At 69.9% G+C, this 24,990-nt stretch carries 22 protein-coding genes and 1 tRNA gene; 11 read left to right on the forward strand and 12 right to left on the reverse strand.

Annotated elements, in window-relative coordinates:
* Positions 1 to 612, forward strand: a 612-nt coding sequence (locus tag BKH28_RS08890) for an HAD family hydrolase (RefSeq protein WP_256695592.1), incomplete at its 5' end; no start/stop codon positions are given.
* A gap of 131 nt (positions 613 to 743) precedes the next feature.
* Positions 744 to 1,547: an HAD family hydrolase gene (locus BKH28_RS08895; protein ID WP_256695594.1), complete on the forward strand. Its 804-nt coding sequence runs from the start codon at positions 744 to 746 to the stop codon at positions 1,545 to 1,547.
* Between the two features lie 231 nt (positions 1,548 to 1,778).
* On the opposite strand, the gene BKH28_RS08900 is transcribed toward BKH28_RS08895, so the two are convergent.
* Together BKH28_RS08900 and BKH28_RS08905 are read right to left on the reverse strand one after the other, a co-directional pair.
* Positions 1,779 to 2,225 carry a GNAT family N-acetyltransferase gene (locus BKH28_RS08900; RefSeq protein WP_075418467.1) on the reverse strand — a complete coding sequence of 149 codons (447 nt, stop codon included), beginning with the start codon at positions 2,223 to 2,225 and terminating at the stop codon, positions 1,779 to 1,781.
* 166 nt (positions 2,226 to 2,391) lie between these two features.
* A complete protein-coding gene (locus BKH28_RS08905; RefSeq protein WP_075418468.1) occupies positions 2,392 to 3,747 on the reverse strand; it encodes a serpin family protein in 1,356 nt (451 codons plus the stop codon).
* Positions 3,748 to 4,030: 283 nt separating this feature from the next.
* Here BKH28_RS08905 and BKH28_RS08910 point away from each other — a divergent pair, with 283 nt between their 5' ends.
* A complete protein-coding gene (locus tag BKH28_RS08910) occupies positions 4,031 to 5,395 on the forward strand; it encodes a PAS domain-containing protein (protein WP_075418469.1) in 1,365 nt (454 codons plus the stop codon).
* A gap of 5 nt (positions 5,396 to 5,400) precedes the next feature.
* Here BKH28_RS08910 and BKH28_RS08915 read toward each other — a convergent pair whose 3' ends face one another.
* The 3 genes from BKH28_RS08915 to BKH28_RS08925 all read right to left on the reverse strand — a co-directional run bounded on the left by BKH28_RS08915 (position 5,401) and on the right by BKH28_RS08925 (position 7,847).
* Positions 5,401 to 6,630, reverse strand: a complete 1,230-nt coding sequence (locus tag BKH28_RS08915) for a methyltransferase domain-containing protein (RefSeq protein WP_075418470.1) — start codon at positions 6,628 to 6,630, stop codon at positions 5,401 to 5,403.
* Between the two features lie 86 nt (positions 6,631 to 6,716).
* A tRNA-Thr gene (locus BKH28_RS08920) sits at positions 6,717 to 6,792 on the reverse strand.
* 152 nt (positions 6,793 to 6,944) lie between these two features.
* Positions 6,945 to 7,847: a DsbA family protein gene (locus tag BKH28_RS08925; RefSeq protein WP_075418471.1), complete on the reverse strand. Its 903-nt coding sequence runs from the start codon at positions 7,845 to 7,847 to the stop codon at positions 6,945 to 6,947.
* A gap of 256 nt (positions 7,848 to 8,103) precedes the next feature.
* Between BKH28_RS08925 and BKH28_RS08930 the strand changes: the two genes are divergently transcribed.
* The 3 genes from BKH28_RS08930 to BKH28_RS08940 all read left to right on the forward strand — a co-directional run bounded on the left by BKH28_RS08930 (position 8,104) and on the right by BKH28_RS08940 (position 9,807).
* A complete protein-coding gene (locus BKH28_RS08930) occupies positions 8,104 to 8,544 on the forward strand; it encodes a hypothetical protein (protein WP_256695600.1) in 441 nt (146 codons plus the stop codon).
* A gap of 114 nt (positions 8,545 to 8,658) precedes the next feature.
* Positions 8,659 to 9,195, forward strand: coding sequence for a hypothetical protein (locus BKH28_RS13845; protein WP_075418472.1), 537 nt, complete (start codon positions 8,659 to 8,661; stop codon positions 9,193 to 9,195).
* A 174-nt stretch (positions 9,196 to 9,369) separates the two neighbouring features.
* Positions 9,370 to 9,807: a hypothetical protein gene (locus BKH28_RS08940; RefSeq protein ID WP_256695602.1), complete on the forward strand. Its 438-nt coding sequence runs from the start codon at positions 9,370 to 9,372 to the stop codon at positions 9,805 to 9,807.
* Between the two features lie 99 nt (positions 9,808 to 9,906).
* On the opposite strand, the gene BKH28_RS08945 is transcribed toward BKH28_RS08940, so the two are convergent.
* Positions 9,907 to 11,955 carry a serine/threonine protein kinase gene (locus tag BKH28_RS08945; protein WP_075418474.1) on the reverse strand — a complete coding sequence of 683 codons (2,049 nt, stop codon included), beginning with the start codon at positions 11,953 to 11,955 and terminating at the stop codon, positions 9,907 to 9,909.
* Between the two features lie 448 nt (positions 11,956 to 12,403).
* On the opposite strand from BKH28_RS08945, the gene BKH28_RS08950 reads away from it, so the two are divergent.
* The 3 genes from BKH28_RS08950 (at position 12,404) to BKH28_RS08960 (ending at position 15,665) form a co-directional block, all read left to right on the forward strand.
* The gene (locus BKH28_RS08950) at positions 12,404 to 13,531 is read left to right on the forward strand and encodes an ABC transporter ATP-binding protein (RefSeq protein WP_075418475.1); all 1,128 of its coding nucleotides are present in this window, start codon (positions 12,404 to 12,406) and stop codon (positions 13,529 to 13,531) included.
* Between the two features lie 188 nt (positions 13,532 to 13,719).
* Positions 13,720 to 15,096 carry a DUF4032 domain-containing protein gene (locus BKH28_RS08955; RefSeq protein ID WP_075418476.1) on the forward strand — a complete coding sequence of 459 codons (1,377 nt, stop codon included), beginning with the start codon at positions 13,720 to 13,722 and terminating at the stop codon, positions 15,094 to 15,096.
* A 113-nt stretch (positions 15,097 to 15,209) separates the two neighbouring features.
* Positions 15,210 to 15,665 carry a hypothetical protein gene (locus BKH28_RS08960; RefSeq protein ID WP_075418477.1) on the forward strand — a complete coding sequence of 152 codons (456 nt, stop codon included), beginning with the start codon at positions 15,210 to 15,212 and terminating at the stop codon, positions 15,663 to 15,665.
* A 213-nt stretch (positions 15,666 to 15,878) separates the two neighbouring features.
* Here the strand turns inward: BKH28_RS08960 and BKH28_RS08965 are convergent, their stop codons facing one another.
* The 6 genes from BKH28_RS08965 to BKH28_RS08990 form a co-directional block, all read right to left on the reverse strand.
* Complete coding sequence (locus tag BKH28_RS08965) at positions 15,879 to 17,120, reverse strand: hypothetical protein (protein WP_075418478.1); 1,242 nt, start codon at positions 17,118 to 17,120, stop codon at positions 15,879 to 15,881.
* Between the two features lie 141 nt (positions 17,121 to 17,261).
* Positions 17,262 to 18,260, reverse strand: coding sequence for a 23S rRNA (guanosine(2251)-2'-O)-methyltransferase RlmB (gene rlmB / locus BKH28_RS08970; protein ID WP_075418479.1), 999 nt, complete (start codon positions 18,258 to 18,260; stop codon positions 17,262 to 17,264).
* Positions 18,261 to 18,317: 57 nt separating this feature from the next.
* On the reverse strand, positions 18,318 to 19,901 hold the full coding sequence (cysS, locus tag BKH28_RS08975; protein WP_075418517.1) for a cysteine--tRNA ligase: 1,584 nt from the start codon (positions 19,899 to 19,901) through the stop codon (positions 18,318 to 18,320).
* 103 nt (positions 19,902 to 20,004) lie between these two features.
* Positions 20,005 to 20,505, reverse strand: coding sequence for a hypothetical protein (locus BKH28_RS13395; protein ID WP_143224114.1), 501 nt, complete (start codon positions 20,503 to 20,505; stop codon positions 20,005 to 20,007).
* Between the two features lie 478 nt (positions 20,506 to 20,983).
* The gene (gene ispF, locus BKH28_RS08985) at positions 20,984 to 21,508 is read right to left on the reverse strand and encodes a 2-C-methyl-D-erythritol 2,4-cyclodiphosphate synthase (protein ID WP_075418518.1); all 525 of its coding nucleotides are present in this window, start codon (positions 21,506 to 21,508) and stop codon (positions 20,984 to 20,986) included.
* Positions 21,509 to 21,792: 284 nt separating this feature from the next.
* Entirely contained in the window at positions 21,793 to 22,470 is a 678-nt protein-coding gene (locus BKH28_RS08990) for a uracil-DNA glycosylase (RefSeq protein WP_075418481.1), read from the reverse strand.
* Between the two features lie 119 nt (positions 22,471 to 22,589).
* Here BKH28_RS08990 and BKH28_RS08995 point away from each other — a divergent pair, with 119 nt between their 5' ends.
* The gene (locus BKH28_RS08995; protein WP_081380103.1) at positions 22,590 to 23,219 is read left to right on the forward strand and encodes a LytR C-terminal domain-containing protein; all 630 of its coding nucleotides are present in this window, start codon (positions 22,590 to 22,592) and stop codon (positions 23,217 to 23,219) included.
* 6 nt (positions 23,220 to 23,225) lie between these two features.
* Positions 23,226 to 24,707, forward strand: a complete 1,482-nt coding sequence (locus BKH28_RS09000; protein ID WP_075418482.1) for a glycoside hydrolase family 15 — start codon at positions 23,226 to 23,228, stop codon at positions 24,705 to 24,707.
* Positions 24,708 to 24,990 lie beyond the last annotated feature (283 nt).

Consider the following 24,990-nt stretch of genomic DNA (forward strand, 5'->3'; position numbering starts at 1 on the left):
GTCGTCGAGGACATCCTCGACTTCGTTGAAGGGGCGCCGGGCGTCACCGTCTTCACCACCGGGCTGGACGAGGACCTGCTCGTCTACGACACGATCGGCTCCGGCTCGGAGCTGCTGACCCTGTTCCGGCCGGCCACTCGGCGAGAGCTGGACGGGCGCGAGTTCATCGGTGTGCCGATGCGCTTCACCGACCCGGAGATGGCCGCGCGCACCGAGACCTACCTGCACCGGCGCTGGGAGGGGCAGGCGGTGGGCTTCCGCAACCAGGACTTCATCGACGTCGTGCCCGCCTCGGCCTCCAAGGGGGCGGGTCTCAGGCAGCTGGTGGCGAGCCTTGCTGAGCCGCCCGCCCCGGAGACGTCCGGCGATGCCGGGGAGGCTGGAGAGGTCCCGGCCGGTGGCTCGGTGGGGCTCGGCGTCGGCTCGTGCTCGCCGGAGCCCATGGAGACCTGGTCGATCGGGGACTCCTGGAATGACATCTCCATGCACCAGGCCGCCGACCACTCCTACGCCCTGCCCTGGTCGCCGCCGGAGGTGGTGGCCCAGTGCGATGGCACGGTCTCCAGCCTCGCCGACCTCATCGACTCCCTCATGGGGCGACCGACGATCTAGGCCCACACTTCGACAGAATCTTCACAAATGACGCGGCTCCGGGTCGTGTATGAAGATTCTGTCGAAGTGTTGAGGCATCGATGTACCGACGCGCGGGGCGGGCTCGGGAAGCGCGAGCTATGCTCGCCGGCATGCGTCTGCTCGCCACGGATCTTGACGGCACCCTCGTCTTCCACCACGTCGTCGGGCAGGCCGACGCCGAGGCCCTCGTGCGCTGGCGCGAGGCCGGCAACCTCCTGGTTCTGGCCACGGGGCGTTCGGTGCGGCTGGTGCAGCACGCCGTCGAGGTGGCCCGGGCCTCGACGTCCATCGGCCTGGACTACGACTACGCCGTGTGCGCCACGGGCACGACCGTCATCGACGCGGCCGGTCAGGTGCATCGCACCCGGATGCTTGAGGCCGATCAGGTGCGGGAGGTGGTCCGGGCGATCGGCGACATCGCTCAGGCCCCCGTCTCCGTGTTCGCCTCAACCCTCGAGCGCGACTACGTGCTGGATGACCCGATCGGCCTGTCCACTGACCAGCGCACGCCGCCCGACCGCTTCACCGCGGCGCCCCTGTCGCAGGTCGCGGGCCTGGGGATCACCTCGATGCCGCTGTACATCCCCGATGCCCGGGCCGCCGCGGCGCTGGTCCGCGGCCTGGAGGAGGCCGTCGACGGCATCAGCTGCACCCGCTCGACCGGCTTCGTGGACGTCACGGCGGCGGGGGAGTCCAAGGGGACGGGCCTGGGCCGGCTCGCCGCGCTCCTGGCCGATCAGGGCGAGGAGATCAGTGAGGTGGCCGCCGTGGGCGACTCCTGGAACGACATCTCGATGTTCGAGCGGGCCGATGTTCCCTGCGCGATGGTCGGCGCCCCGGGCGACGTCGTCGAGGCCACCGGTGGGCGCACCACCCCGAGCGTGGCCGCCTTCATCGACGCCCTCCTGGCCTGAAGGCACGCGGACGGTGGGTGCGCACCCCGCAGGCTGCTTCCGACCGGCTGCCTGCGCACCCACCACGTCGGCACACCCGCCACCTCGCGCTCGCACTTCGACAGAATCTTCACAAGCGACGCGGCTCCGCGTCATGTATGAAGATTCTGTCGAAGTGATGTGGCGATGGTGGAGAGGAGGCGGTGAGGAGGCCGCGGGGGAGTGCTGCTCAGCGGGGGCGTGCCTGGCTGCTCAGACCTGGGCGTAGCGGTAGACGTTGGTCTCCCGCAGCTCGAAGCCGGAGCGGCGGTAGAGGCGGTTGGCGGCCTCGCGCGAGGGGCGTGAGGTGAGGTCGACGGTGCGCGCCCCCATCTTGCCGGCGTACTCGACGGCGGCCTCCACAAGGGCCTGCCCGGCACCCTGACCGCGGGCCTCGCCGTCGACGACGACGTCCTCCACCCAGGCGCGCAGGCCCGTGGGGATCGTGAAGGTCGCCAGGGTGAGCATGCCCAGGATCGGGGCGCTCTGGCCGGCTTCGGCCTCGGGGCGGAAGACGAAGAGGAATACCCCCTCCTGAGCGATGAAGGCCTCGCACTGCTCGGCGCTCAGCGCCGGGGCGCTGCGGGAGAGCTGCGGGATGAGGCGCTCCATGGCCTCGACGATCTCCGGGCTGGAGGTGGTGACGAGCTCAACGGTCATGAGGAGTTCTCCTGCTGGTTGGAAAGAGGCTGCGGGCCGAGCGGGCGGATCCCGCGACGGTTCTGTCAGCCCCGGAGCCTACCGCCTGGATGCGCTCCGGGCGGCGAGACGTCCCACCGACCGGAAGAATCCACCGGTGCACCCCGGTCGGCAGAAGGCGGCCCGGTCAGGCCGAGGCGCTGGCCGAGGCGCCGACCGTCTTGAGGGTGGGATCCATGACGGCGGCCTCCAGCAGTGCGGTGCCGCTGGTCAGGTCCCGCAGCCGCAGCACATAGGGGTGGTCCACCGTGAACTCGATCGGCTTGATCTGCTCCGCCGGTGCCGCCATCTCCACTGCTGCGCCCTCGCTCAGAGCGGCCGCGACCGTGCCCTCCTCGTCCAGGACGAGGCGTATCTGCTGGACGACCTGGGTCAGTGCGAGTTCGGGCGCGATCCGGTCCAGGCCCTCGGGCTTGAGCCCCTGCTCCATGAGGAACGTGAGGAGCTCCTTGGGCTGGGAGGTGAGGTCCAGCTTGGGCAGGGACACCAGCACCTCGCGGGTCTGCGCGGCGTCCAGGGCCTTGGAGGCCTCCGCCCACGTTCCGGCACCCATGGCGCCGGGCAGGGTGCCGGCGTCGGGCAGGACGACGTCGAGGGCGAGGTCGGAGTCCCTGCCGTCCTCGCCGCTGGCGTAGTTCAGGCGCACCGCCGCCCACCCCTTCCCGGTGGCGTAGGGGATGTTGTGCTTGCCGTTCATGAGGTCGGCCTTGACGGTCTTGCCCCCGGCGAGTGTGAAGTCCTCCTGCTCGGTGCCCTCGGCCTTGAAGGGGGAGTCCCACTGGGCCGCGAAGAGCAGTGCGTTCTGCACCACCAGGCGGGTGTCCTGGGTGACCTTGATGCCACTGCTCGGGATGAGGCCGGCCGTGTTGCGCGAGGCCCAGCTGTCGAGGTTCTCCTTCATGGAGCCCACGCCGACCTGCTCGATCTCGGCGGAGAACCAGTGCAGCACCGTGTCGAGGTAGGCCTGCTCGACCTTGAACTTCTTCTCGTCGGCGATGAGGACGTGGTTGGCCAGGTGAACGAGCGGCTTGGCCGGGATCTTGTCCGGGTCGAAGCCCTTGAGGTCGCCGTCGTGGCGGTTCAGGGAGTTCTGGATGGCAGACCAGGCCCGGTCACGGTCCTCACCCGAGAGCCCCAGGAGCGCGTCAAATCCCTGGGCCTTGGCGTCGCCTGCGCCGTCGGCCAGGATCGCCAGGAGGAGGGCGAGACTGAGCGGGGAGGCCATCGCCGTCGTCTCGGGGTCGGCCTTGAGGTAGTGGGTCAGGAGCTTGCCCCCGAGCTGGTCACAGGCGGCGGCCGCGCCAGTCACCTGGGACGGGACGTCGGAGGGATGGACCGTCTCATGGGTGACCTTGGAGGTCAGCTGATTGCCCGATGCCAAGGAGCAGCCGCCCAGCAGTGCCACTGCTGCGGGAACCAGGGCGCCCAGTGCCAGCAGCTGGCGGCGGGTCGGGCCGCAGTGGTCGGAGGCGGAGAGTCTCATGGGGTCAGGCGGGGTCATGAAGCCAGGTTAGGGAGCCCGCCTGGACCTGTCAGGGCCTTGGTGCGGTTCCATCATGGGGAGTCATCCCCGGGCGGCTGCCGGCGGGCCCGCTCAGGCGTCCGTCCACGACTGCTCGATCGGCAGAAAACGGCCCGATCCGGTCTCGCTCACTGTGACGCGTCCTCCCGCCGGGATCGGCGGCCTCGAAGGCCGGTCAAGAGTAGGCTTCCGACCAAGGTCCCACAACGCCCCGCAGCCGCTGCAGCCCCAAGGAAGGTCACTCATGGTCGAGTCCGCAGCTCCCGTCGAGCACGTCTTCGCCGCCGACGAGCTCTTCTTCTCCACCACGGACTCCCACGGGCGCATCCGCCGCGCCAACTCCACCTTCATGCGCCTGTCCGGCTACCCGCGCGGCGCCCTGGTGGGGCGGGCCCACAACGTGGTGCGGCACGCGGACATGCCCGCCGGCCTGTTCCGATCCATCTGGGACGCCATCGAGGCGGGCCGGGCCGCCAGCGCCTACATCACCAACCGCTCCTCCGACGACGGCCACTACCGCGTCTTCGCCACGATCGTCCCCTCCGGCTCCGGCTACCTGTCCGTGCGCACCCTGCCGATGCTCACCGACCTGCGCGACGACGTCGAGGCCGCCTACGCCCGGGTCCGTGACGTCGAGGAGGCCTCCGCCGCGGCCGGCTCCACCCGCCGGGAGGTGGCCGCCGCAGGGCAGGCCGCCTTCCAGGCCGAGCTGCAGGCCCTGGGGTACGCCGACGCCATCGACTTCACCCGCCGGGTGCTGGTCGCCGAGGTCGGCGAGCTGCTCGCCCACGGCGTCGGCATCCCCGACAGCCCGCAGGCCGACGGCCCCGTGGCCCGGATCCTGGACGCCATGAGCCGGATCGAGGCCGAGACCGCCGGGCTCGTCGGCATCCTCCAGGAGGGGCAGCGGCTCGTCGACCTCCTGGGCAAGCGGGCCGGCGAGATCGAGGCCCTCTCGGCCCGTCTGGGCGCGCTGCGCGAGGCCATGCGGGCCGTCGGCGCCGACGTCGAGGTCCTGGGGCACGGCGAGCAGGCCGACGACGTCGCCGCGCGCTGCCAGCAGGTCGACGCCCTGGTCCTGGAGTGCTCCGAGCAGCTCCACCCGCTGAGCAGCCAGATCGAGGCGCTGCGCGGCGACCTGGACTCGGTGAGCTTCCGCATCGCCCTGGCGCGCCTGCACAACCTGGCCGCCGGGATCTTCGCCGTCCAGATCATCGAGGGCCAGGACGAGGTCGACGCCAACGACGCCGTCGGCAGCCTCACCGAGCTGTGCTCGGCGCTGAGCGACGGCGCCGACAACCTGACCCAGCGCGTCGGCTTGCTCGACGCGCGCCGCGAGCTGGTGGGCGGCGAGCTGGATGTCGTGGCCGAGGACCTCGGCGTCCTCCAGGGCCCGATCCTCGAGCTCATCGAGGCGGCCGCGGCCGCCGGCGCCGGACAGGCCGACTCCGTGACCACCGCGCGCACCCTGGCCGGACAGGGCTTCGCCGAGGCCCGGGATCTGGCCGACCTGGCCGTGCGCGTGCGCGACCTCGAGGTCCCCTTCGAGGCGGAGGCCATCAACAGCGCCCTGGCCGACGTGCGTACCGCCCTGGCCGAGCTCGAGTAGGGCCTTCAGGCCCGCACCAGCTCCACGAGCACCTCGGCGTGCTCGGTGTGCGGGAACATGTCGAACAGGCGGGAGCGCGTCACCCGCATCGAGGGCAGGTGCGTCAGGTCCGCCGCCAGCGTGCGCGGATTGCAGGAGGAGTAGAGCACCCGCTCCACGCCGGAGGCCTCGATCCTGCCGGCCAGCTGCTCCCCGATCCCGCGTCGGGGCGGGTTGACCACGAGCAGATCCGGGCGCTGCGCCCAGGCGACGCGCTCCTCAGGGGCGGCCGGGTCCAGGACGCGGGCGTCCCCGGCCTCGAAGCGCACCAGGGCGGGATCCAGGCCCATGAGGGCGGCCGCCGCACGCGCCCCGTCAATGGCCGAAGCCGAGACCTCCACCCCCAGCACCCGGCGGCCGGGCGCCGCCAGGGCCAGGGCGAAGCCGCCGACGCCGCAGAACAGGTCCCACACCCGGGCCGGTCCGGCCTCCTCGGCCCAGGTGCGGGCGGTGGCGTAGAGCGCCTCGGCCACGGCCGTATTGGTCTGGAAGAAGGAGCGGGTGGGCAGGTAGAGGGGCAGCTCGACGCCGTTGCCGCGCCGACCGGGCCGGCCGCCGTGCTCCGGTGACGGCAGGCTCAGGCGCATGAGGAGACGGTCCTCCTCAGTCAGGACGATCTCCTCGGGCCCCTCGATGACGGCCTGGTGGACGCTTTGGATGTTGACGGCGGCCACCGCCAGCTGGGGCAGACGCCGGTGCAGGTCAGGCAGGGCGGCACGCAGCAGCTCCAGGTGGTGGTGGGAGCGCAGGACGAAGCGCACCATGAGGTCGTCGTCGGGCGAGGCGGTCACCAGGACGTACTTGAGCTCGCCGCGGCGCGTGGGCACGTCGTAGGGGCGCAGGCCCAGCTCGGTGATGAGGCCGGCCAGCACCGGCAGGGCCGCCTCGATGGCAGGCGCGTGCAATGGGCAGGTGCGCAGGTCGACGCCGCACCCGGCGCCGTCGAGGATCCCCAGGGTCGGGTGGGCGGCGGTCCCTGCCACTGCCATCTTCGCCTTGTTGCGGAAGCCGGTGGGGGCGCTCGCGGCCGGTGCCTGCCACAGGCCGGCCGGGACGTGGTCGGCCAGGAGGCCGGCGACATGGGACTGCTTGGCGGCCAGCTGGGCGGGCAACGGCAGGGACAGGTGGGGGCAGGAGCGGCAGGTGCCGGCGTCGTGGAGGGCGCAGGACGCCGCTGGTGCTGCGGTCACCGACATGTCCCCTCCCGGTGGTGCGCTCGTGGCCGGGCCGTGGGGCAGGTGAGACAGGAGCGGCCAGGCCCCGGACGGCTACGGGTGATGAGTGGAGCCGCTTGTCGGACTCGAACCGACGACCTGCTGTTTACAAGACAGCTGCTCTACCAACTGAGCTAAAGCGGCGCGCGGCCGGCCAGGCGGCCGCAGGTGCGTGGGACAGTCTGACACAGACCGCCCCGGGGCGGGAAACCGGGGGAGACGGTACTGCGCCCGGGTCCGCGGGTCCTACGAGAAGGTCCTTAGGGGCCCGGGATGGGCTCCGGCGCGGATCAGCCCTACTGCTGGGTGGGCTGCTGAGTTGCCTGCTGGGTGGGCTGCGCCGTCGCGGTGGAACCGGTGAGGAGCTCGGTCAGGGAGGTCGGGGTCTGGAGCTTGTTCAGGTCGACCTTCTCCCCCTTGAAGAAGACGGTGGGAGTGCCCTCCAGCTCCCTGGCCTTGAAGGCCTCGTCGCCGAGCTCCACCCACTTCTTGTACTTGTCGGAGTCGATGGCCGCCTTGAACTTGGCGGAGACCTCCTTGGGGACGTTCACCTTGGTGGCGGCGGCGACCAGACCCTCCACCGTCATGTTGCTCTGGTCCTTGGTCTGCAAGAACTGGGAGAAGATCTCGAAGGCGGCGTTGTGGAAGCTCAGGGACTGGGCCGGGGCCTCGTCGAGCACGACGCCCATCGCGTTCATGACCACGCTGGTCCACTCCTGGCCGAGGAGCTTGGTGGGGTGGAGGGCCAGGGTGATCTTCTTGTCGCTCAGGAGCTGGTTGATCTCCTGGGTGTGGACGCCCTCGAACTGGGCGCAGTGAGAGCAGGAGTAGTCGAAGTAGATGTCCAGGACGGGGGCCGAGGCGGCGACGGTGTCGAGAGCGGCGCCCTCGCCGTAGGTCCAGGAGGCGTCCGAGAGGACCTGCTTGGGGATACCGTTCTGACTCGCCTTCGCGGTGGCCAGGCCCTCGTTCGGTGCGGGGAACTTCGAGCCCTTGGGCTTCTTCTTGGCGTCGACGCCGAGGTAGGCCAGGTAGCCGAGCCCGCCGGCCACGGCCACGCCCGCGCCTCCGATGAAGCTGCGACGGGCGATCGTGTTGCGGCGCGCGCGGCGGGCCTCTGCCTCGCGCAGCTCCTTGGCCTTGAGGCGCGCGGCCTCGCGGCGCTGGGCCTTGGTCTGGCGGGGCTGGTTAGTGGACACGCGGTGCTCCTTGTGGTGCGGTGACGAGCGGACGACCAGGAAGACGAATGGTCAATGAGTGACTGCTGTCGTGACGTCATTCTGCCCGAGGATCCTGGAGGAAACCACGCCTGGTGTCTGCCGGTGGCGGATTGTGACGCATCGGTCGTCGTTGTCCCGGCGCGTGTAGCCGGGGTCGGGCAGAATCGGGGGGAATCAGACCGAGCGGTCCGGGAGTGACCGGTTGGAGGGGATTGTGACCATGATGGATGGGCCTATGGGTGGCCAGATGGAGGACCAGATGGTCCTGCTCCAGAACATGTCGACCGACTGGGGCAACTGGATGCAGTCCGTAGACGCCCAGGAGGTCGTGGTGGAGGTTGAGGGGGTGGGGACCCGCGCCGCCGTGACGAGTCGCGTGCTCAGGCCCCGTGGCATTCTGCGCCGCGCCCAGTGGGCCGAGAACGAGATGCCCGTTGAGCTGGTCCGTGAGGCCGTGCGCCTGCGGGCGCTCATGGCCCACCCCCGTGGCGGGACCTGGACCTGGGCGGCGCTGTCCATGAAGAGCAGCGAGGGATACAAGCTCATCTCCGACTTCGACTATGACCGCGAGCCGGTCCTCGACCCGCCCTACACGGCGGAGGACTGCGCCAAGGAGCTGGAGGTCTTCCCCCGTGACCCCGGCGCGATCCCCGACTGGATGAAGATCGGGATCTGAGGACCGAAGTAATGAGCGAGGGCGTTCCGCTGTGACTAGTGGATCGATAGAACGGGAATGCCTCAGCAAGCAGAGTTCTCCAATCAATTGGAAAGCATGAAGGAGTGAGTGTGGATGAATGTGGCCATTGACTTGAGTGCTGGCTTGTTTTCTCGGATCGAGTCACTCTTGTTGGAATGGATTGAACGAGAGGGTTATAGTCGAGTTGATTTTGAATATAGTTATATCGCGCTTGCGGGTAGCTATATTTGTTGGGTTCATACACCTGAGGGGTCTGCGAGAGTTCATCTTCCTAGTGATATTAGTTTGATTGTGCGCGACCTTCGACGCTCTCAGGTCGATTCTCATCGCGGTGCGTGGTTGTGGTCGCATTTTTGGGTGGATGCTGCTGAGGGGGTGCTGCATCAGGAGTGTGATTGGATGCGTGAGCCGGAAATTGATGATGAACCTGTCGGGAATGGTGATGCCGCGTTTGAGCTGGATCAGTTTCCTCGGGATCCGGAGTGGATTCCGGAGTGGATGGCAACCAAGGCGGCCGCTTATCACAAGGAGGCTGAGAGGCGGGAACGTCGTCGTCAGCGTGACCGTGAGCGACGGGCTAAGAAGAAGGCTGAGGCCGCCCAGCCTGAGGGCAATGGCGCTGGTGAGTGAGTTGCAGGCGTGAGTGAGATGCGGGAACCCGAGGCTGTGACGTCCTCGGGTGGTTACTACACGATGCTGGAGTCGGCCCCGGAGGTCGACCCGGCGAGACGATCCGTGTCGGGGCCAGTGGCTGGGTATGGAGCCTTCCCTGCGCCTGGGGCTCCAGGTGCGCCGGCCCCCGGGATGGTGCCTGCGCCGATGATGGCTCCGGCACCCGTCAAGGTACGTGCCCCATCCGGTGCTGAGGCCTGGGGTGCGGGGCTGTTCGGGTTGCTGGTGTTTGTGCCGGGCTTCAATGCGCTGCTGGCTGCGGTGGCGATGATCGTGATCGGCCTGTGGGACAAGAAGGATCTGCGGGAACCGGCCCGGACGAATCGTCGTCGGGCGGCGAGCTGGGGGCTGACGCTGCTGCTGGTGGAGGTAGCTCTGATAGTGATCCAGATCGCCGTGGTCTCCATTGCGAACGACTTCGATGAGTCGCCGTCCTTCATTCCGTGGGGCACCCCGATCATCATGGCGCTGGTCATGGTCGGGGTCCACGTGCTGGTGTGCTCCGTCCAAGCGATCCGGGCCTACCGCGGCAAAACCACCCGCTTCGGAGGCATCCCCTTCTTCCGCTGACCACAACCCACATCACTGACGGTCCCCACGCTCCCACTGCACCTGGTCCCGGAAGCGGAAGCCACAAGGGACCTCGGCGTCACCCGCCGAAGCGGTATCTCAGCTCCCGAAGGGAGTCAGATTCGGAATCGGCAGCGCACCGGCGAAGGCCAGGATGAAGAACACGGCGCCAACACCCAGCATGCCCATCACCAGGTTCCTTCTGCCGCTGTCGCTGGGGGTGAACGAGTTGAGCATATGTGCGCCACCGCGTCGCGTCGCCGCCCCCCACGGCGCCAGCCACAGGATGAGAAGGTACGAGGCGATCTCGGTGAAATAGAGGATGTAGTAGCGACTAGTGGGGGGGAACGATCCGAGAATCGGGGCGTCGTCGTTCACCGCACCCGCCGAGTAGAAGAACGTGAGAAGGACGGTCGCGGTCCCCAAGGCCAGGAGAAAAGCGAAGCCAACAGATATCAGCGAGCGCAACAGGTACCACGGGCTCATTGCCCACATGCGGGAGTTGTCCGACGGAGCGGTGCCGCCGCGCTGGAGCCGGTTCCAGCGCCGAGCGTCCTGGGCCCGGCCCACAGTACCGGCGATCGCCGTCAGAATCGCCCCGACAATGGCCATCCAGCCCGGTCTGACGATCCCGATCGAGGACAGCATGAACCACAGGGCCAGCATCGCCAGCGGGCGACGCACCGGCTCCTGCGCCCAATCAGGCAGCTCACCCGGGTGCCGGGGAGCGTTGAACCGGCGGACCTGCGCACCTGAGGAACCCGCCGCCATCGCCCCGGTCATCGCACCTGCAGGCGCAGCCGTCGGACCGGCGAGGGCCCGGGAGTAGCCGGGCTGATATGCCGTCGGATGCTGTCCCGAGTAGGGGAACATCGGCACCTGCCCGGACGGCGCCGGCCGCGGGTAAGCACCAGACGTGGCCGCAGGCGCAGGAGCACCCACGCCGTACTGCATTGACTGCGCCCCCATCGAGGGCATCGCCGAACCGCTCTGGTGCCACGAACGCGGCGGAATGGCCGGCGGGGGCTGTGCGGAAGCGCCGGAGGCGGCCGACGGCGTCGCGTAACCGTACCCGCCCTCCGCGCCGGAGGCCGCGGAGACGGGACTGCCGTATGCGGCCGGGGAGGCCGAGGTCGCGCTGCGAGCATCGCGAGGAGAACCCGGGGCCGAGCCGTAGCCCGAGACGAAGGTGCTGGTGCTCCGCGCCAGCTCACTGGACTCCGGCTCCTCGTCCTCGGGCCCCAGGAGCCGGTCGACCGCCTCCTGCCCGGTCCCACCCTCGGCGATCTCATCGAGCACCTCCAGCAGACCGTCCGGGTCCAGCCGGTTGTCCGCCTCGGGGGCGAGCGCCGCCGTGAACGCCCGCGCCAGCGCCGGGCTCTCCTCCTCCAGGTTGCCCAGCTCCGGGGTGCCCGCGTAGACGCGCCGGAAGACCACCTGCCAGGCGCCAGAACCGAAGGGCGCCAGCCCGGTGACGGTGAACAGGAGCACGCCGGCACAGGCGTACCAGTCGACGTCGGAATTCGGCTCCCCGCCGTCGAGCATCTCCGGAGGGATGAATCCCGGTGTGCCCGTGACCTGCCCGGTCTGCGTGAGCCGGACGTCGTCCGCCACCTGGGCGATGCCGAAGTCGATGAGAACCGGCCCCTGCGCACTGAGCATGACGTTGGAGGGCTTGAGGTCGCGGTGGATGACACCGGCAGCGTGCACCGCGCGCAGCGAGTCGACCAGCCCGTGGGCCAGGTCGGCCAGGTCGCGGGCGTCGGTGGTCAGGTCGTAGACGCCCTCGTGCTCCACCTCGTGCTGCAGGGTGGGGCCCTCAATGAGCTCGGTGATGACGAAGGTGATGCCCTGGGAGCCGTCCCCGGTCTCAATGTCCAGGATGCGCGCCACGCGCGTGTCCCTCACGCGGGCCAGGACGCTGGCCTCCCGCTCCAGGCGGCGCCGAGCCGTGGGGTCCGCGGCGATCTGCGGGTGGAGGATCTTCATGGCCACGTGGCGCCCACCCTCATCGGTGGCCTCCCACACCACGCCCATGCCCCCGGCGCCCAGGCGACGCAGAAGCCGGTATCCCCCCACCAGGGTGCCGGCGCGCAACTTGCTCAGGGTGACCGGCTCGCCCGCGTGCGCGTCGAAGTTCTGCGTCATGGCCCCCACAGTACCGGGCCGGATTCACTCGTGGGCGCCCCGAACCTGTGGGGCTCTTCGCCCGACTGTGGGCCATGTCGCGGGAGTAAAACCAGTGATGGAGCCACATCGCCGGTCCTGGGACAGGTGGTTTCCGACGGCGGGGATGGGGAGGTCTCCACCGGCCGCTGTCCGGGGGCGGGCCGACCCGCCCGCGGCCCGTCATCGACCCGTCCGTGGTCCGTCACCGACCCGCCACTGACCCGACGGCGGTCTTTCACCGCCATCGCCATGGAAGACCAACCTGGCTGTTTGCTGGGAATCACTAGTCAAAGCGGGGAACCTGTGTCAAGATGAGCCCGTCCGCGGTCGAATGGCTGACCGCGGCACGTGTCAATGCGGACACGCATCGGCACCTTTCACGACGGATCGTCCGGCACGTACCTGCCGGTGAAGGGAAGCACCACTCATGGCAACTGTGACTTTCGAGAACGCCACGCGCATTTACCCGGGCAATGACCGCCCCAGCGTGGATGCTCTCAACCTCGAGATCGCCGATGGCGAGTTCCTCGTACTCGTTGGCCCCTCCGGCTGCGGTAAGTCCACCTCCCTGCGCATGCTCGCGGGCCTGGAGGACGTCAACGCCGGCCGTATCCTCATTGGTGACCGCGACGTCACCGACGTTCAGCCCAAGGACCGTGACATCGCCATGGTCTTCCAGAACTACGCGCTCTACCCGCACATGACCGTGCACGACAACATGGGCTTCGCCCTCAAGATCGCCGGCACCCCCAAGGCCGAGATTGACAAGCGCGTGCGCGAGGCCGCCAAGATCCTCGGCCTGACCGAGTACCTGGACCGCAAGCCCAAGGCGCTCTCCGGTGGTCAGCGTCAGCGTGTGGCCATGGGCCGTGCCATCGTGCGCAAGCCCAAGGTCTTCCTCATGGACGAGCCGCTGTCCAACCTGGACGCCAAGCTCCGTGTGCAGACCCGCACCCAGATCGCCTCGCTCCAGCGCTCGCTGGGCGTCACCACGGTCTACGTCACCCACGACCAGACCGAGGCCCTCACCATGGGTGACCGCATCGCGGTCCTCAAGGACGGCGTGCTCCAGCAGGTCGGCACCCCGCGCGAGATGTACGACCACCCCGCCAACGACTTCGTCGCCGGCTTCATCGGCTCACCGGCCATGAACCTGGGGCAGTTCACGGTCAAGGGTGACGTCGCCACCGTCGGCGCCGCCAAGATTCAGCTGTCCAAGGCGACCCTGGACGCCATCACCCCCGAGGACGGAGGCAAGGTGACCATCGGGTTCCGCCCCGAGTCGCTCGACGTCGTCTCCGCCCAGGACGAGCACTCCATCCCGGTGCGCCTGTCCTTCGTCGAGGAGCTGGGTTCCGACGCCTACATCTACGGTGAGCTCGTCGGCGCCGAGGACTCCGAGGCCAAGCTCGGCTCCGGTGAGGACTCGAGCCAGATCATCGTGCGCGTGCCCCCGCGTACCGCCCCCGAGCCGGGCGAGACCGTCTACGTGCGGATCCGCCCCGGTCAGGAGCACATCTTCTCCGCCTCCACCGGCAAGCGCCTGCCTGCCTGAGGATGCTGAGCACGACGGCGCCGTTCCCCAGCCCGGGGGCGGCGCCGTCGTCGCGCTCACCGAGGCGGGACCGGGCCGGTGCGGCCACCGCCTGATGGGAGCCGCTCCGACGCCGACACTGTAAAAAGTGTGGTCGGCGGCTCATGTCTCGAAAAGCAAAATGGGTTCTGGCCTGAAAGAATGACCTCATGTCCCAGTCCATGAAGATCACGGCGGCAACGATTGACCCGGCGCTGCTCGACCTCCCCTGGGAGACGGCGCTGGAGGAGTGGCCCACCGAAGTCCTTGCCGCGCTGCCCCGTGGTCTGTCGCGCCATATCGTGCGCTTCGTCAACCTCTCCGAGCGCGTCATCGCGGTCAAGGAGATCGGCGAGTCCGTGGCGCATCGCGAGTACGAGCTCCTGCGCGACCTGTTGCGGCTGGGGGCGCCCTGCGTGCACCCGACGGCGGTCATCACCGGCCGCAGCAGCGTCACCGGTGAGGAGCTCAACTCGGTGCTCATCACCGAGCACCTGTCCTACTCCCTGCCCTACCGGGCACTTTTCAGCCAGTACATGCGGCCCGAGACCGCCACCCGACTCATCGACGCGCTCGCCGTGCTGCTGGTGCGCCTGCACCTGCTGGGCTTCTACTGGGGGGACGTGTCCCTGTCCAACACGCTCTTCCGCCGCGACGCCGGGGCCTTCGCCGCCTACCTGGTGGATGCCGAGACCGGAGAGCTCTACCCCGAGGGGCTCACCGACGGCAAGCGCCTCTATGACATCGACGTGGCCCGCACCAACATCATCGGCGAGCTCATGGACCTCCAGGCCGGCGCCCTGCTGGAGCCGACCGTGGACACCATTGAGGTGGGGGACCGGATCGTCAGCCGCTACACCGAGCTGTGGGAGGTGCTCACCGCCGAGGAGTCCTTCTCCATGGATGAGCGCTGGCGCCTGCGCCGCCGGGTCGAGAAGCTCAACGAGATGGGCTACGACGTCGCCGAGCTCACCATGAACACCGACTCCCGGGGCGACCACATCACTATTCAGCCCAAGGTTGTCGACGCCGGCCACTACCACCGCCAGGTGATGCGACTGACCGGCCTGGACGTCCAGGAGCGCCAGGGTCAGCGCATGCTCAACGACCTGGAGGCCTACCGGGCCATCACTGGCCGCAGCGAGGACCCCATCGAGCTCGTGGCCCACTCCTGGCTGGCGGAGGTCTTCGAGCCCACCATTCACTCAGTCCCCGTCGAGCTGCGCCGTAAGCTGGAGCCCGCGGAGATCTTCCACGAGATCCTCGAGCACCGCTGGTACATGTCCGAGGCCCAGGACCGCTACGTCACCACCCAGGAGGCGGTGGAGGACTACGTGGCCACGGTACTGCCCCAGCACCGTGACGAGCGGGCCTACCTGGGGGTCGGGGACACCCAGGAGATGGAGGCGATCGTCGTCGACGATGACATCGACGAGCCGCTGCCCGAGGACGACGCCGAGTTCGCCGCCCGCGACGAGCAGACCCTGGCCGACTACGCCGCCAACCCCTACGGCTTCACCGCCGGCATGAAGTTCAAGGGGGAGTAGGGCGCGCTCCGCAGACCGGGCGGTGCGACGGCGTCGTCGGCGCAGGTGGTGACCGGCCGGTTGATAGCCTGATCTCGATCAGCTGAGGCGATGAGAAGGGCTGTGACGGAGACATGAGCGAGGACGCGCCCGCATTCCAGGCCCTGCCCGGGGCCACGCCGCAGAACAGCGCCTTCATCGACCTGTACTTCGACCCGTCCATCTCAATGCCGGGCAAGAGCACCGTGTCCGTCACGATCAACGGCTGGGCGATGCGCCTGTCCGCGGGCCAGTTCGTGAGGATCGCGGTGCCCCCGGGGTCGGCGAGCGTCGTCGTCGACCACTACGCGGCCTTCCTCAGTCCCAAGCCGCGCCTCCAGTTCGCCGTGCAGCCCGGACAGGTGGTCCCGGTGTTCTACCGCGCCTCGATCCTTCGAGGCGACCCGGGGGCGCTGAGCATAGGAAAGCATCGCGGCATGTCCCGAACTGAGAAGGGATCGCTGATCTTCGCGCTGGTGGTGCTGTTGTCTATTCTCGTCGCTGGCGTGGTGCCGTTGTTGATCTTCTTGAGCTTGGGGATGCCGGAGTAGCCCGCCGGCGCACCTGCGGCTTGCGGGGGCGGCCTACGAGCGGGGACATTCCACGCGGCCGGGTGCATTCCGCCCCGGAGGGGGACACCCCTCGCGTCCGGGGACAGGATTTCCGTCCCCGACGGCGTCGAAGGTCCCCGGACGTAGAGAAATGTCCCCGGACGCGTGGAAGGCCCCCGGTGGGTGGTGCCAGATGTCCCCGGTGGCGGGCTCTCAGGCGCCGAGCTCCTCGGCGACCAGGGCCATCTCCTCGTCGGCGCGGCGGCGCAGCTCGCGGTGACGCGTCCAGGAGGCCAGCGAGACCTCGGTGATGGCGTCCACCAGCAGGAAGGCCCCCACGGCCGCCACCCCGCCCGGGAGGTTCCCGGTCGAGCGGCGACGGCGCACGGCGGCACCCACGAGCGCCCCGCCCAGACCCGCCTCGAGCAGCGCGGCGCCCCGCACCGCCCACGGCTTGTCCGTCACCGTGCGCACGTAGCCCTGCCAGAAGGCCGAGCCGGGGGTCGAGGGGTCGGCCAGCAGCAGGCCCACGCTGCGGCCCACCGCGTTGGACAGCCCGCGCGGCTCGTGCACGACGACGCCGGGAACCTCCACCGGCGCCAGGCGGCCGGTGAGGACCTCCAGCACCCAGTCGGGCAGGCCCAGGGCCTGAAGCATCGCGGCGAAACCGTCAATGCCGGGCTGGACGATGGCGGCGGCCGCGGCCTCCAGGTCGGCGCCCGGCATGGCGTCGACGATCCCCGACGCATCGGTCAGGTCTGCCAGGAGCTCGTCCACCAGGGACCTCAGGGCCGGGCCGGGCTCCTTGACCCCGCCCCACACGTAACGCGACGTCATGCCCCAGGAGAAGACGGCGTCATCCTCCGGGTCCCCGGTGGGGATGGCGCGGATGGACATGTCCTCGGAGTCGGAGGTCAGCACCAGGGCCGGCAGGGACTCCTCGTCCCAGCCGAAGGTGCCCAGCTCCGTGCCCTCACCGGAGTACATGACGATGCGGCGGTCCAGGCTCGGCGTCGAGGCCACCGCCAGGGGCCGCTCCAGCAGGGTGGCCTGCAGCGGCACCATGTAGGCGCTCATCGGGGAGATCACCACGGTGCGGGCGCTGGCCGAGCCGTGGTGGGAGATCGTGGGCAGCTCGACGTCGTCGGGCAGGGCGTTGAAGGCCGCCGGCCCCACGGCGACATCGGCCGTGAACTCCCGGGCCAGGGACTCCACGAGCTCACTGACTCTCGGTCCGGGCACAACTCCCCCGCGCGAGGGCGGCGTCACCGCGACCCGGCCCTCGACGTCGGTCATGAGGGTGAGGCTGAGCAGGTGGGTGGTGGCCGGGAACCACTCCAGGCGCACGACCACCCCGCGCTCGGCGAAGGCGTCGGCGACCGCCTCCGGCGTCGTGCCCGGCGCGATGAGCACGCCGTCGGTGCGGTTCCAGCGCTGCGAAGCGTCCTGGGCCATGGGGACCTCCTGTGGATCGGATGCGGCCCATTGTGTCAGCAACGGGGCCGTCATGGAGAAGTGTAAACCGGGCGCTTTCGACCTGGTCGGCCGGATCGGCCGGCTCTGCCGGAGGCTGCCGGCCCTGAGCGGCGGTGTGGGTCAGCTGCCGCTGCCGGCGGCCCGGCGCCGCAGGCGGTCGACCTCGTAGAGGCTGATACCCGTGGCCACGGCCGCGTTGAGGGACTCCACGCTGCGGCTGATCGGCACCGAGGCCAGCACGTCGCAGGTCTCGCGCACCAGGCGGGACAGGCCCGCGCCCTCCGCGCCGGTCACCAGCACCAGGGGCGAGTCGGCCAGGGTGAGGTCCTCGACGTCAGTGCTGCCCGAGCCGTCCAGGCCGACGACGAAGCAGCCCTCCTTCTTCAGCTGCTCCAGGGTGCGCACGAGGTTCGTCTCGCGGGCCACGCGCACCCGGGCGGCGGCGCCGGCGGACACCTTCCACACGGTGGCGTTGACGCCCACCGAGCGGCGTTCGGGGATGATGACGCCGTCGGCCCCGAAGGCCCCGGCGCTGCGCAGGACCGCGCCGAGGTTGTGGGGGTCGGTCACCTGGTCCAGGGCCACGAGCAGTGGCGTGCGGCCCAGGGCTCGGGCGCGCTCCAGCAGGTCCAGGGCGGTGGTGTACTCGTAGGCGGGCACCTCGATGGCCACGCCCTGGTGGGCGGCGGAGTCGGTCAGGGCGTCCAGGTCCAGCTTGGTGGTCTCCAGCACCGGGGCGCCCAGCAGGGCGGCGCGGCGCACCACGGCGCCCAGGCGCTCGTCGGACTGGGCGGAGACCGCCATGAAGACCCGGGTGATGGGCACCGAGGCGTAGGCGGCCTCGGCCACGGCATTGCGCCCGCACAGGATCTCGTGGCCCTCGGGCACGTCGAAGCGGCGCTTGATCTTCTCAAGCTGCTTGGCCCGGGTGGGCTGGGCGGCCCGGGCCTCGGCGCGGGCCTTCGCCCGGGCCTTGGGGTGGCCGACGCGGTTCTCCGCGCGCGGGGTGGGGCCCTTGCCCTCCAGGCCCTTGCGGCGCTGGCCGCCGGAGCCCTTCGTGGGGCCCTTCTTCGAGCCGGGGCGGCGCTTGGCGCCGGGGTACTGCTCGTTGCCGGGCATCCGGCCTCCTGTTCGTGACGGTGCGAATTGCTCAGTAGTGGATGGTGGGTGGGCCGCTCAGGCCAGGTGCCAGCGGGCGCCCGAGGGGGAGTCCTCGACGACGACGCCGGCCCCGGTCAGCTTGTCGCGCAGAGCGTCGGCGCGCGACCAGTCCTTGGCGGCGCGGGCCTGGGCCCGCTCCTCGAGGTCGTGGCGGATGAGCCGGTCGAGGGCCTCCATGGCGGCGCCGCCATGGGAGGAACCGACGCCGTCGAGCACGCGGGCGCGCCAGGGCTCGGCCAGCGGGTCCAGGCCCAGGACGTCGAGCTGGGCGCGCAGGTCCAGGGCGAGGTCGACCACCGAGGCGTGCAGGTCGGCGTCGGCCCCCTGGCCGCCGCTCGGAGCAGCCTTGGTGAGGGCCACGTTGAGGGCCTTGAGGGTGGCGTGGACGACCGCCATGGCGCCGGCCAGGTTGAGGTCCTCATCCATGGCGGCCGTGAACTCGGCCGGCAGCGACCGGGCACGCACCTGCTCGGCGGGGGCGTCGACGGGGTTGGTGCCCCCGCCGTCGCAGAACTCGTAGGCCCGCAGGATCGCACCGGACAGGCGCTCCCACAGGGCGGCGGCGTCGGCGAGGGTCTCCTCGGAGAACTCCACGGTGGAGCGGTGGTGGACGGTGCCCAGGGCCAGGCGTAGCACGGCGGCGTCGTAGCGCTTGAGCAGCTCGGCCACCACCAGGGAGTTGCCCAGCGACTTGCTCATCTTCTCGCCCTTGATGGTCACCCAGGCGTTGTGGACCCAGTGGCGCGCGAAGCCCCAGCCGGCGCCGTGAGACTGGGCCTGCTCGTTCTCGTGGTGCGGGAAGCGCAGGTCGATGCCGCCGCCGTGGATGTCGAAGGTCTCGCCCAGGTAGCGGCGCGACATGGCCGAGCACTCCAGGTGCCAGCCGGGCCGGCCCCGGCCCCACGGGGCGTCCCAGGCGGCGTCGGCCGGCTCGGTGGGCTTGGCGGCCTTCCACAGGGCGAAGTCGCGCGGGTCGCGCTTGTCGGCCTCGACGTCGTCATCCAGTTGGGACTCGTCCTCGGTGGTGGCCAGGTCCTCCAGGCGCTGGTTGGTCAGCGAGCCGTAGTCGGGCAGCGAGCGCACGTCGTAGTAGACGTTGCCGGACTCGCCGACGTAGGCGTGACCGGCATCCAGCAGGCGCTGGACCAGGTCGATCATCTCGGGGATGTGGCCGGTGGCGCGCGGCTCATAGGTGGGGGCGGCCACGCCCAGGGCGCGGTATGCGGCGTCGAACTCCCGCTCGAAGCGCTGGGCCCAGGCCCACCACGGCACCGGAGGCTCGGCGGCGGCCGACTTGCTGAGAATCTTGTCGTCGATGTCCGTGACGTTGCGGATGAGGTGGACCTCCTGGCCGCTGCGCTCCAGCCAGCGGCGCAGGACGTCGAAGGCGATGCCGCTGCGCATGTGGCCGATGTGGGGCGAGCCCTGGACGGTGGCACCACACAGGTAGATCGTCACCAGGCCGGGGGTGGCCGTGGGGGCCAGCGGCACGATCGCGCGGGCGGCGGAGTCGTACAGACGCAGGGCCGGCGCGCCCGCGGAGGCGGGGGAGGCGGCAGGGCCCGTGGACTCAGGGGGCTCAGTGGGGGTGGTGCTCACGGGCACAGGCTACCTGGCCGCCCGCCACCGGTGTCCACTGGTTGCTTGTCGGCTTTTGGTCGTGTTCGTCGTCAACTGGGGCGCCATCAAAGTTGATTTTTCGTTAAACTCCTTTTGTTTTATCTTGTATCTGGTCGACTGGATTGTTTGCGCGTCTTTTCTCGACGGCTGATACTGCGATCCAGACGGCGCGTCGCCACGCACAGACTGGAGTTGCGACAACAGTGAGTGCGGCCATAGCAAGAAAGAACACAATAAGTTGGCGGTCTTCGCTGGCGTCAAAAACTTTGACATGAAATGCAATATTGTCGTCGATGCTTTTAATTGTTAGCGTAATGGTTAGCAGTGAAATAACCAAAATCCCCATCGGCGACAAATGTTCGTTAGGGTTCAGTAAACTTGAACGCCCTGCAATGACTGCCACCCCCTTCTCTTTTTCGCTGAGTTTCTCGAATCCCAGATTCTGTAGAATTTTGTTTACATTTTTTATCAGTAGTGTGTTGATGTCCGTCAATCCTCTTCTTGGTGTAGGTGGTCCTGCTGAGGAGGCTCCACCGAAGTTGATGGAGACGTGCTCGGCGGTGTCACCTCTTGTGTCTGCCATTGGTCTTCGGTGTATGAATGTCTTGATGTCTATGTAGTGGAAATAAATCAGATCCACTGTTGACGTAACCGGCGAAAAGGCAGTGAAATCCTGCGGTTCTCGCCGGTCGCCGATGTCGCGGTCGTACCTTGGGCCGCGGGTTCGAGGGTTAAGGGTGTTGTGCTGTCTCCTCACTTCTGAGACGTGTGAGTGTCGTGGCTTCTGAGGCGCTAGTTCTGGGCGGGTTGGTGGTCTTGGGGTGGATGGTGGGTCGAGGGAGGAGATCTGGAGGGGCGTTGGTGTCCATGGCGCTGACATCAACTCCGCATCGACGCCGTACCCGGAAGGCAAATCGCAGTATTCCAACGATCCTCGCTGGGCGCATTGACGTCGGGATCGTTGATGTCAGCGCTGTGGACACTGAGTGTCGGGCCTGGTCGACTCCGCGGGGTCTAGGCGGCGGGACCGGGCGCCCTCACCCCGGGGCCGGACGCGCGCTCTACGGTACGACCGCGTGGACGGCGTCGGGCACCGGGTAGACCAGGGCGGTGGCGATGGCGAGTAGGCCCTCGGTGCGGCCCAGGAAGCCCAGGTGGTCGGTGGTGGTGGCGGTGAAGGAGACCCTGGCGGAGGCGGCCTCGGACAGTGCCCGGGAGGCCTCGGCGGAGCGTGCGGCCACGCGCGGGCGCTCGCCCACGAGCTGGACGGCGATGTTGCCGATCTCGAAGCCGGCCTCGCGCACCCGGCGGGCGGCCTCGCTCAGGAGCGTGGCTCCGGAGGCCCCCTTCCACCGAGGCTCGGCGGTGCCGAAGTTCGAGCCCAGGTCGCCCAGTCCGGCGGCCGAGAACAGGGCGTCGCAGCAGGCGTGGGCGACGACGTCGCCGTCGGAGTGGCCGGCCAGGCCCACCTCGCCGGGCCACTCCAGGCAGGCCAGGTGCATGGGGGTGCCCGAGTCGGGGGCGGCGAAGGCGTGCACATCGGTGCCGATGCCGGTGCGCGGCAGAAACTGGGCGATCTGGTTCAGGTCGATGGTGGCCGGGCCGGCGGCGTGGCGGGCCCGGGAGGGTGTTGGGGGCTGCGACTCGGGGGCGGCGGGTGCGGTGTCGCCGAGGGCGGCGTGAGCGGTCTGGGCGGAGTGCTCCGACTGGTCTGGCTGGCGTGCGGACATGGGGCCGTGTCTACCAGATGGGGCCCGGGTGCGCAGATGGGGCTTGGGCGCGTTGCGACTGGGCGGGCCTGGGCGTCGTCGGCCCAGGCTGGTGGTGGACCGACAGGGCGAGCGCTGGCAGGGCCCGCCCCGACGTCTTTTCAGGGCAGGCGCCAGTCCACGGGGGCGGCCCCCATCTCGGTGAGGATCGTGTTGGCGCGGCTGAAGGGACGCGATCCGAAGAACCCGCGCGAGGCCGACAGAGGGGACGGGTGCGGTGAGGCAATGATGGGTGTCTGCCCCAGCATCGGGGTCAGCGACTGCGCCGGCCGCCCCCACAGGATCGCCACGAGCGGGCCGCCGCGCTCCACCAGGGCCTCGATCGCCCGCTGCGTCACCTTCTCCCAGCCCCAGCCCTTGTGCGAGGCCGGAGCCCCCGGGCGAACGGTGAGCACCCGGTTGAGCAGCATGACGCCCTGCTCGCACCACGGCGTCAGGTCCCCCGACGTCGGCCGGGGCACGCCCAGGTCGCTGACCAGTTCACGGAAGATGTTCTCCAGGCTGCGTGGGGGCTTGACGCCGGGCGCCACCGAGAAGCTCAGCCCCATGGGGTGCCCTGGGGTGGGGTAGGGGTCCTGGCCGACGATGAGGACGCGCACGTCGTCCATCGGGTACGTGAAGGCGCGCAGGACGTCTGTCCCCGCCGGGAGATACCCGACGCCGGAGGCCACCTCCTGACGCAGCCGCTCCCCAATCTCATGGACCGTGGGCTCCACGGGGGCCAGGGCGCGCGCCCAGGAGGGGTCGATGATCTCGGACAGGGGCTTGGCGGATGTCACGCCGCGAGCCTAACGGCCCATCGCCGGCACCTGCAGGATCTTGCCGGACCAGATGTCACGGTCGTGTGAGCCGGACGTGGTGAGCAATACCCGACGAACGGCGCTCGGACCGGTATCTTGTGAGCGTGAGCAACTATGACTACCCCGAGGACGAGTTCGACGTCGGCGATGATGACGGCCCGGTTCCCGTGGGCGTGCACCGGGCCCAGGTGCCCCGGTGGCGCAGCTGGGCCCCGCTGCTGGCGATCATCATCATTGTCCCGGCGCTCGCCTGGGGCGCGGTGACGCTGTTCCTCAACAGCTCGGGAGGCTCCGGCTCATCGGACGCAGTCTCCTCCACTCAGCCCGCCCAGGGCGGACAGGGTGGACAGGCCGCTGACAAGCAGGCTGCCGACAAGAAGGGCGCCGCCGCCTCCGCCAAGCCCAGCGCATCGGCCAGCGCCTCCGGCAACGTCGACTTCAACACCAAGGTCACGGTGTCCAACGGGACGTACACCGACGGTCTGGCCAAGGGGGCCAGTGAAAAGCTCACCAACGGCGGCTTCACCTCGGTGGAGGTCATCGCCGGGGTCTACGAGAACGCGGAACCGGCCGCGTCGACGGTCTACTTCAGCTCCCCGGAGGCCCGCCCCGCCGCCGAGGAGGTCGGCAAGCGCCTGGGGATCAGCAACGTGGCCGAGGGCGCGGAGGAGAGCACTCAGGGCGCACCGATCGCGGTCATTCTGCGTGACGACTACAAGCCGCAGTAAAGGGGCATGAGGCCACTGGCGCTTCCCGGGCGTCGTCGGATCCTGACCCTCGCCGCGGCGGTCCCGCTCACCGCCGCCGCGGCCCTCTGGGGCGGCTCCCACCTGCTGGGCCGCGGCCGCCACGACCCGACCCTGCTCAGCAGCGGTCTCGTCATGGGTGGGGGAGGAGCCCTGTACCCCCTGGCCCCGGGTGATACGGTCACCTACGTCTCGGGGACCCGCCTGCCCGATGCCCCTGAACCGTGGGGCCTGGCGACCGCGCAGCGGGACACCCTGGCCCGTCAGGCGCTCGCCCGCCGCAAGGCGGCCCGCCTTCCTCAAGGCAGGTGGGCGGACCTGGCCGACGACGCCCTGACCGACCTGCTGGCCCTGACCGGGCCGGCACTCATGGCCGGCCCCGTCGGCCCGGCCGCCCGGCCGACGACGTCACCGACTCCCACCCCCGCCGACAGCGCTGCTCCCTTGACCGCGGGGCCTGCCGGCCTTGAGGGCCGCGACGCCCGCAACCCCCTCCCGCAGGGGGCGGAGATCTTCCCGTCGGGCGCGGTCGTGGCGGCGCCCGTAAGCATCTGGCGCTACGTCTGGCCCCGGGACGCGGCCTTCGCCGCGGCCGCACTCAGCGCGGTGAACCTGGCCGATGAGGCGCTCGGGGTCCTGGGCAACCTGGCCTCCTGGCAGCGGGCCGACGGCGGCTTCGAGGCCCGCTACACCAGCAGCGGCCGGGTGCCCGACAGCCGCCCCGCCCAGGTCGACGGCGCCGGATGGTTCCTGTGGGCCGCGGGCCGGCTCCTGGCTGACGGCGTGCCCGCCGCCAACCTGCGTGACCGCCTGGGAGCGCCCCTGGCGCGCTCCACCTCCCGGCTCCTGGGGGTCACGGATACGCCCTCGTACCTGCCCGCGGTCTCACCCGACTACTGGGAGGTCGCCGAGACGGTCCTCACCCTGGGGGCGGCCGCCCCGGTGCTCCTGGGGCTCGAGGCGGCGACGGCGCTGACCCGGGCCGGAGTCGACCTCGGCACCCCCGTGGAGGGCCTGGCCGACCGGGTGGCGGCGGTGCGCAGCGCCATGGAGCGCAACTTCGCCCCCACCTGGGGCCGCCACCTGCGGCGCGACGACGTCGACGCCGCCATCACCCTGGTCCTGCCGCCCTTCACCCGGCCACTGGCCGGGGCCCGCGCGGTGCGGCAGACGGCGGCCGCACGCATGCGACGCCCCGCCGGGGGCCTCGCCCCCGGCTCCGGCTGGCGCGATGACGGTGTCTCCTGGACGCCGGAGACCGCCCTCATGGCCTGGTCGGCCCTGTCGCTGGAGATGGAGGAGGAGGGAACCCGGATGCTGTCGTGGCTCGAGTCGCACCGCACCGGCGCCGGCGCCCTGCCGGAGAAGGTCCTGGCCGACGGCGCCCCGGCGGGTCCCGCACCCCTGGCCTGGACCTGCGCACTCATCCTGCTGGCCACCGCCTCACGGGCAGCCGGCCGGCCCTCATGACCCGGGCCGCCGCCCCGGGGGCAGGACCGCCCGCGGGCCCGGCGCGATTCCCTGCTTCGCCATCGGAGGATTCAGTGCCGATGAGAACTGAGCTCCTTGCACTCAAGGGCTGAGAGTGCCAGCATTGCGGTTAGCACTCGGGCTCCTCGAGTGACAACGCATCCTTGAATGCACCAAGTTCATCCAGGCTGGAACGTGAGGGCCGGCGTCGGGCGTGACGTGAACGCCCGGGACCGACCCGTCCGTCGCGGGCACGAACCGGCCGCCCCTACCACGCAGTGGA

Source organism: Actinomyces oris, assembly GCF_001937665.1.
GTDB lineage: Bacteria > Actinomycetota > Actinomycetes > Actinomycetales > Actinomycetaceae > Actinomyces > Actinomyces stomatis.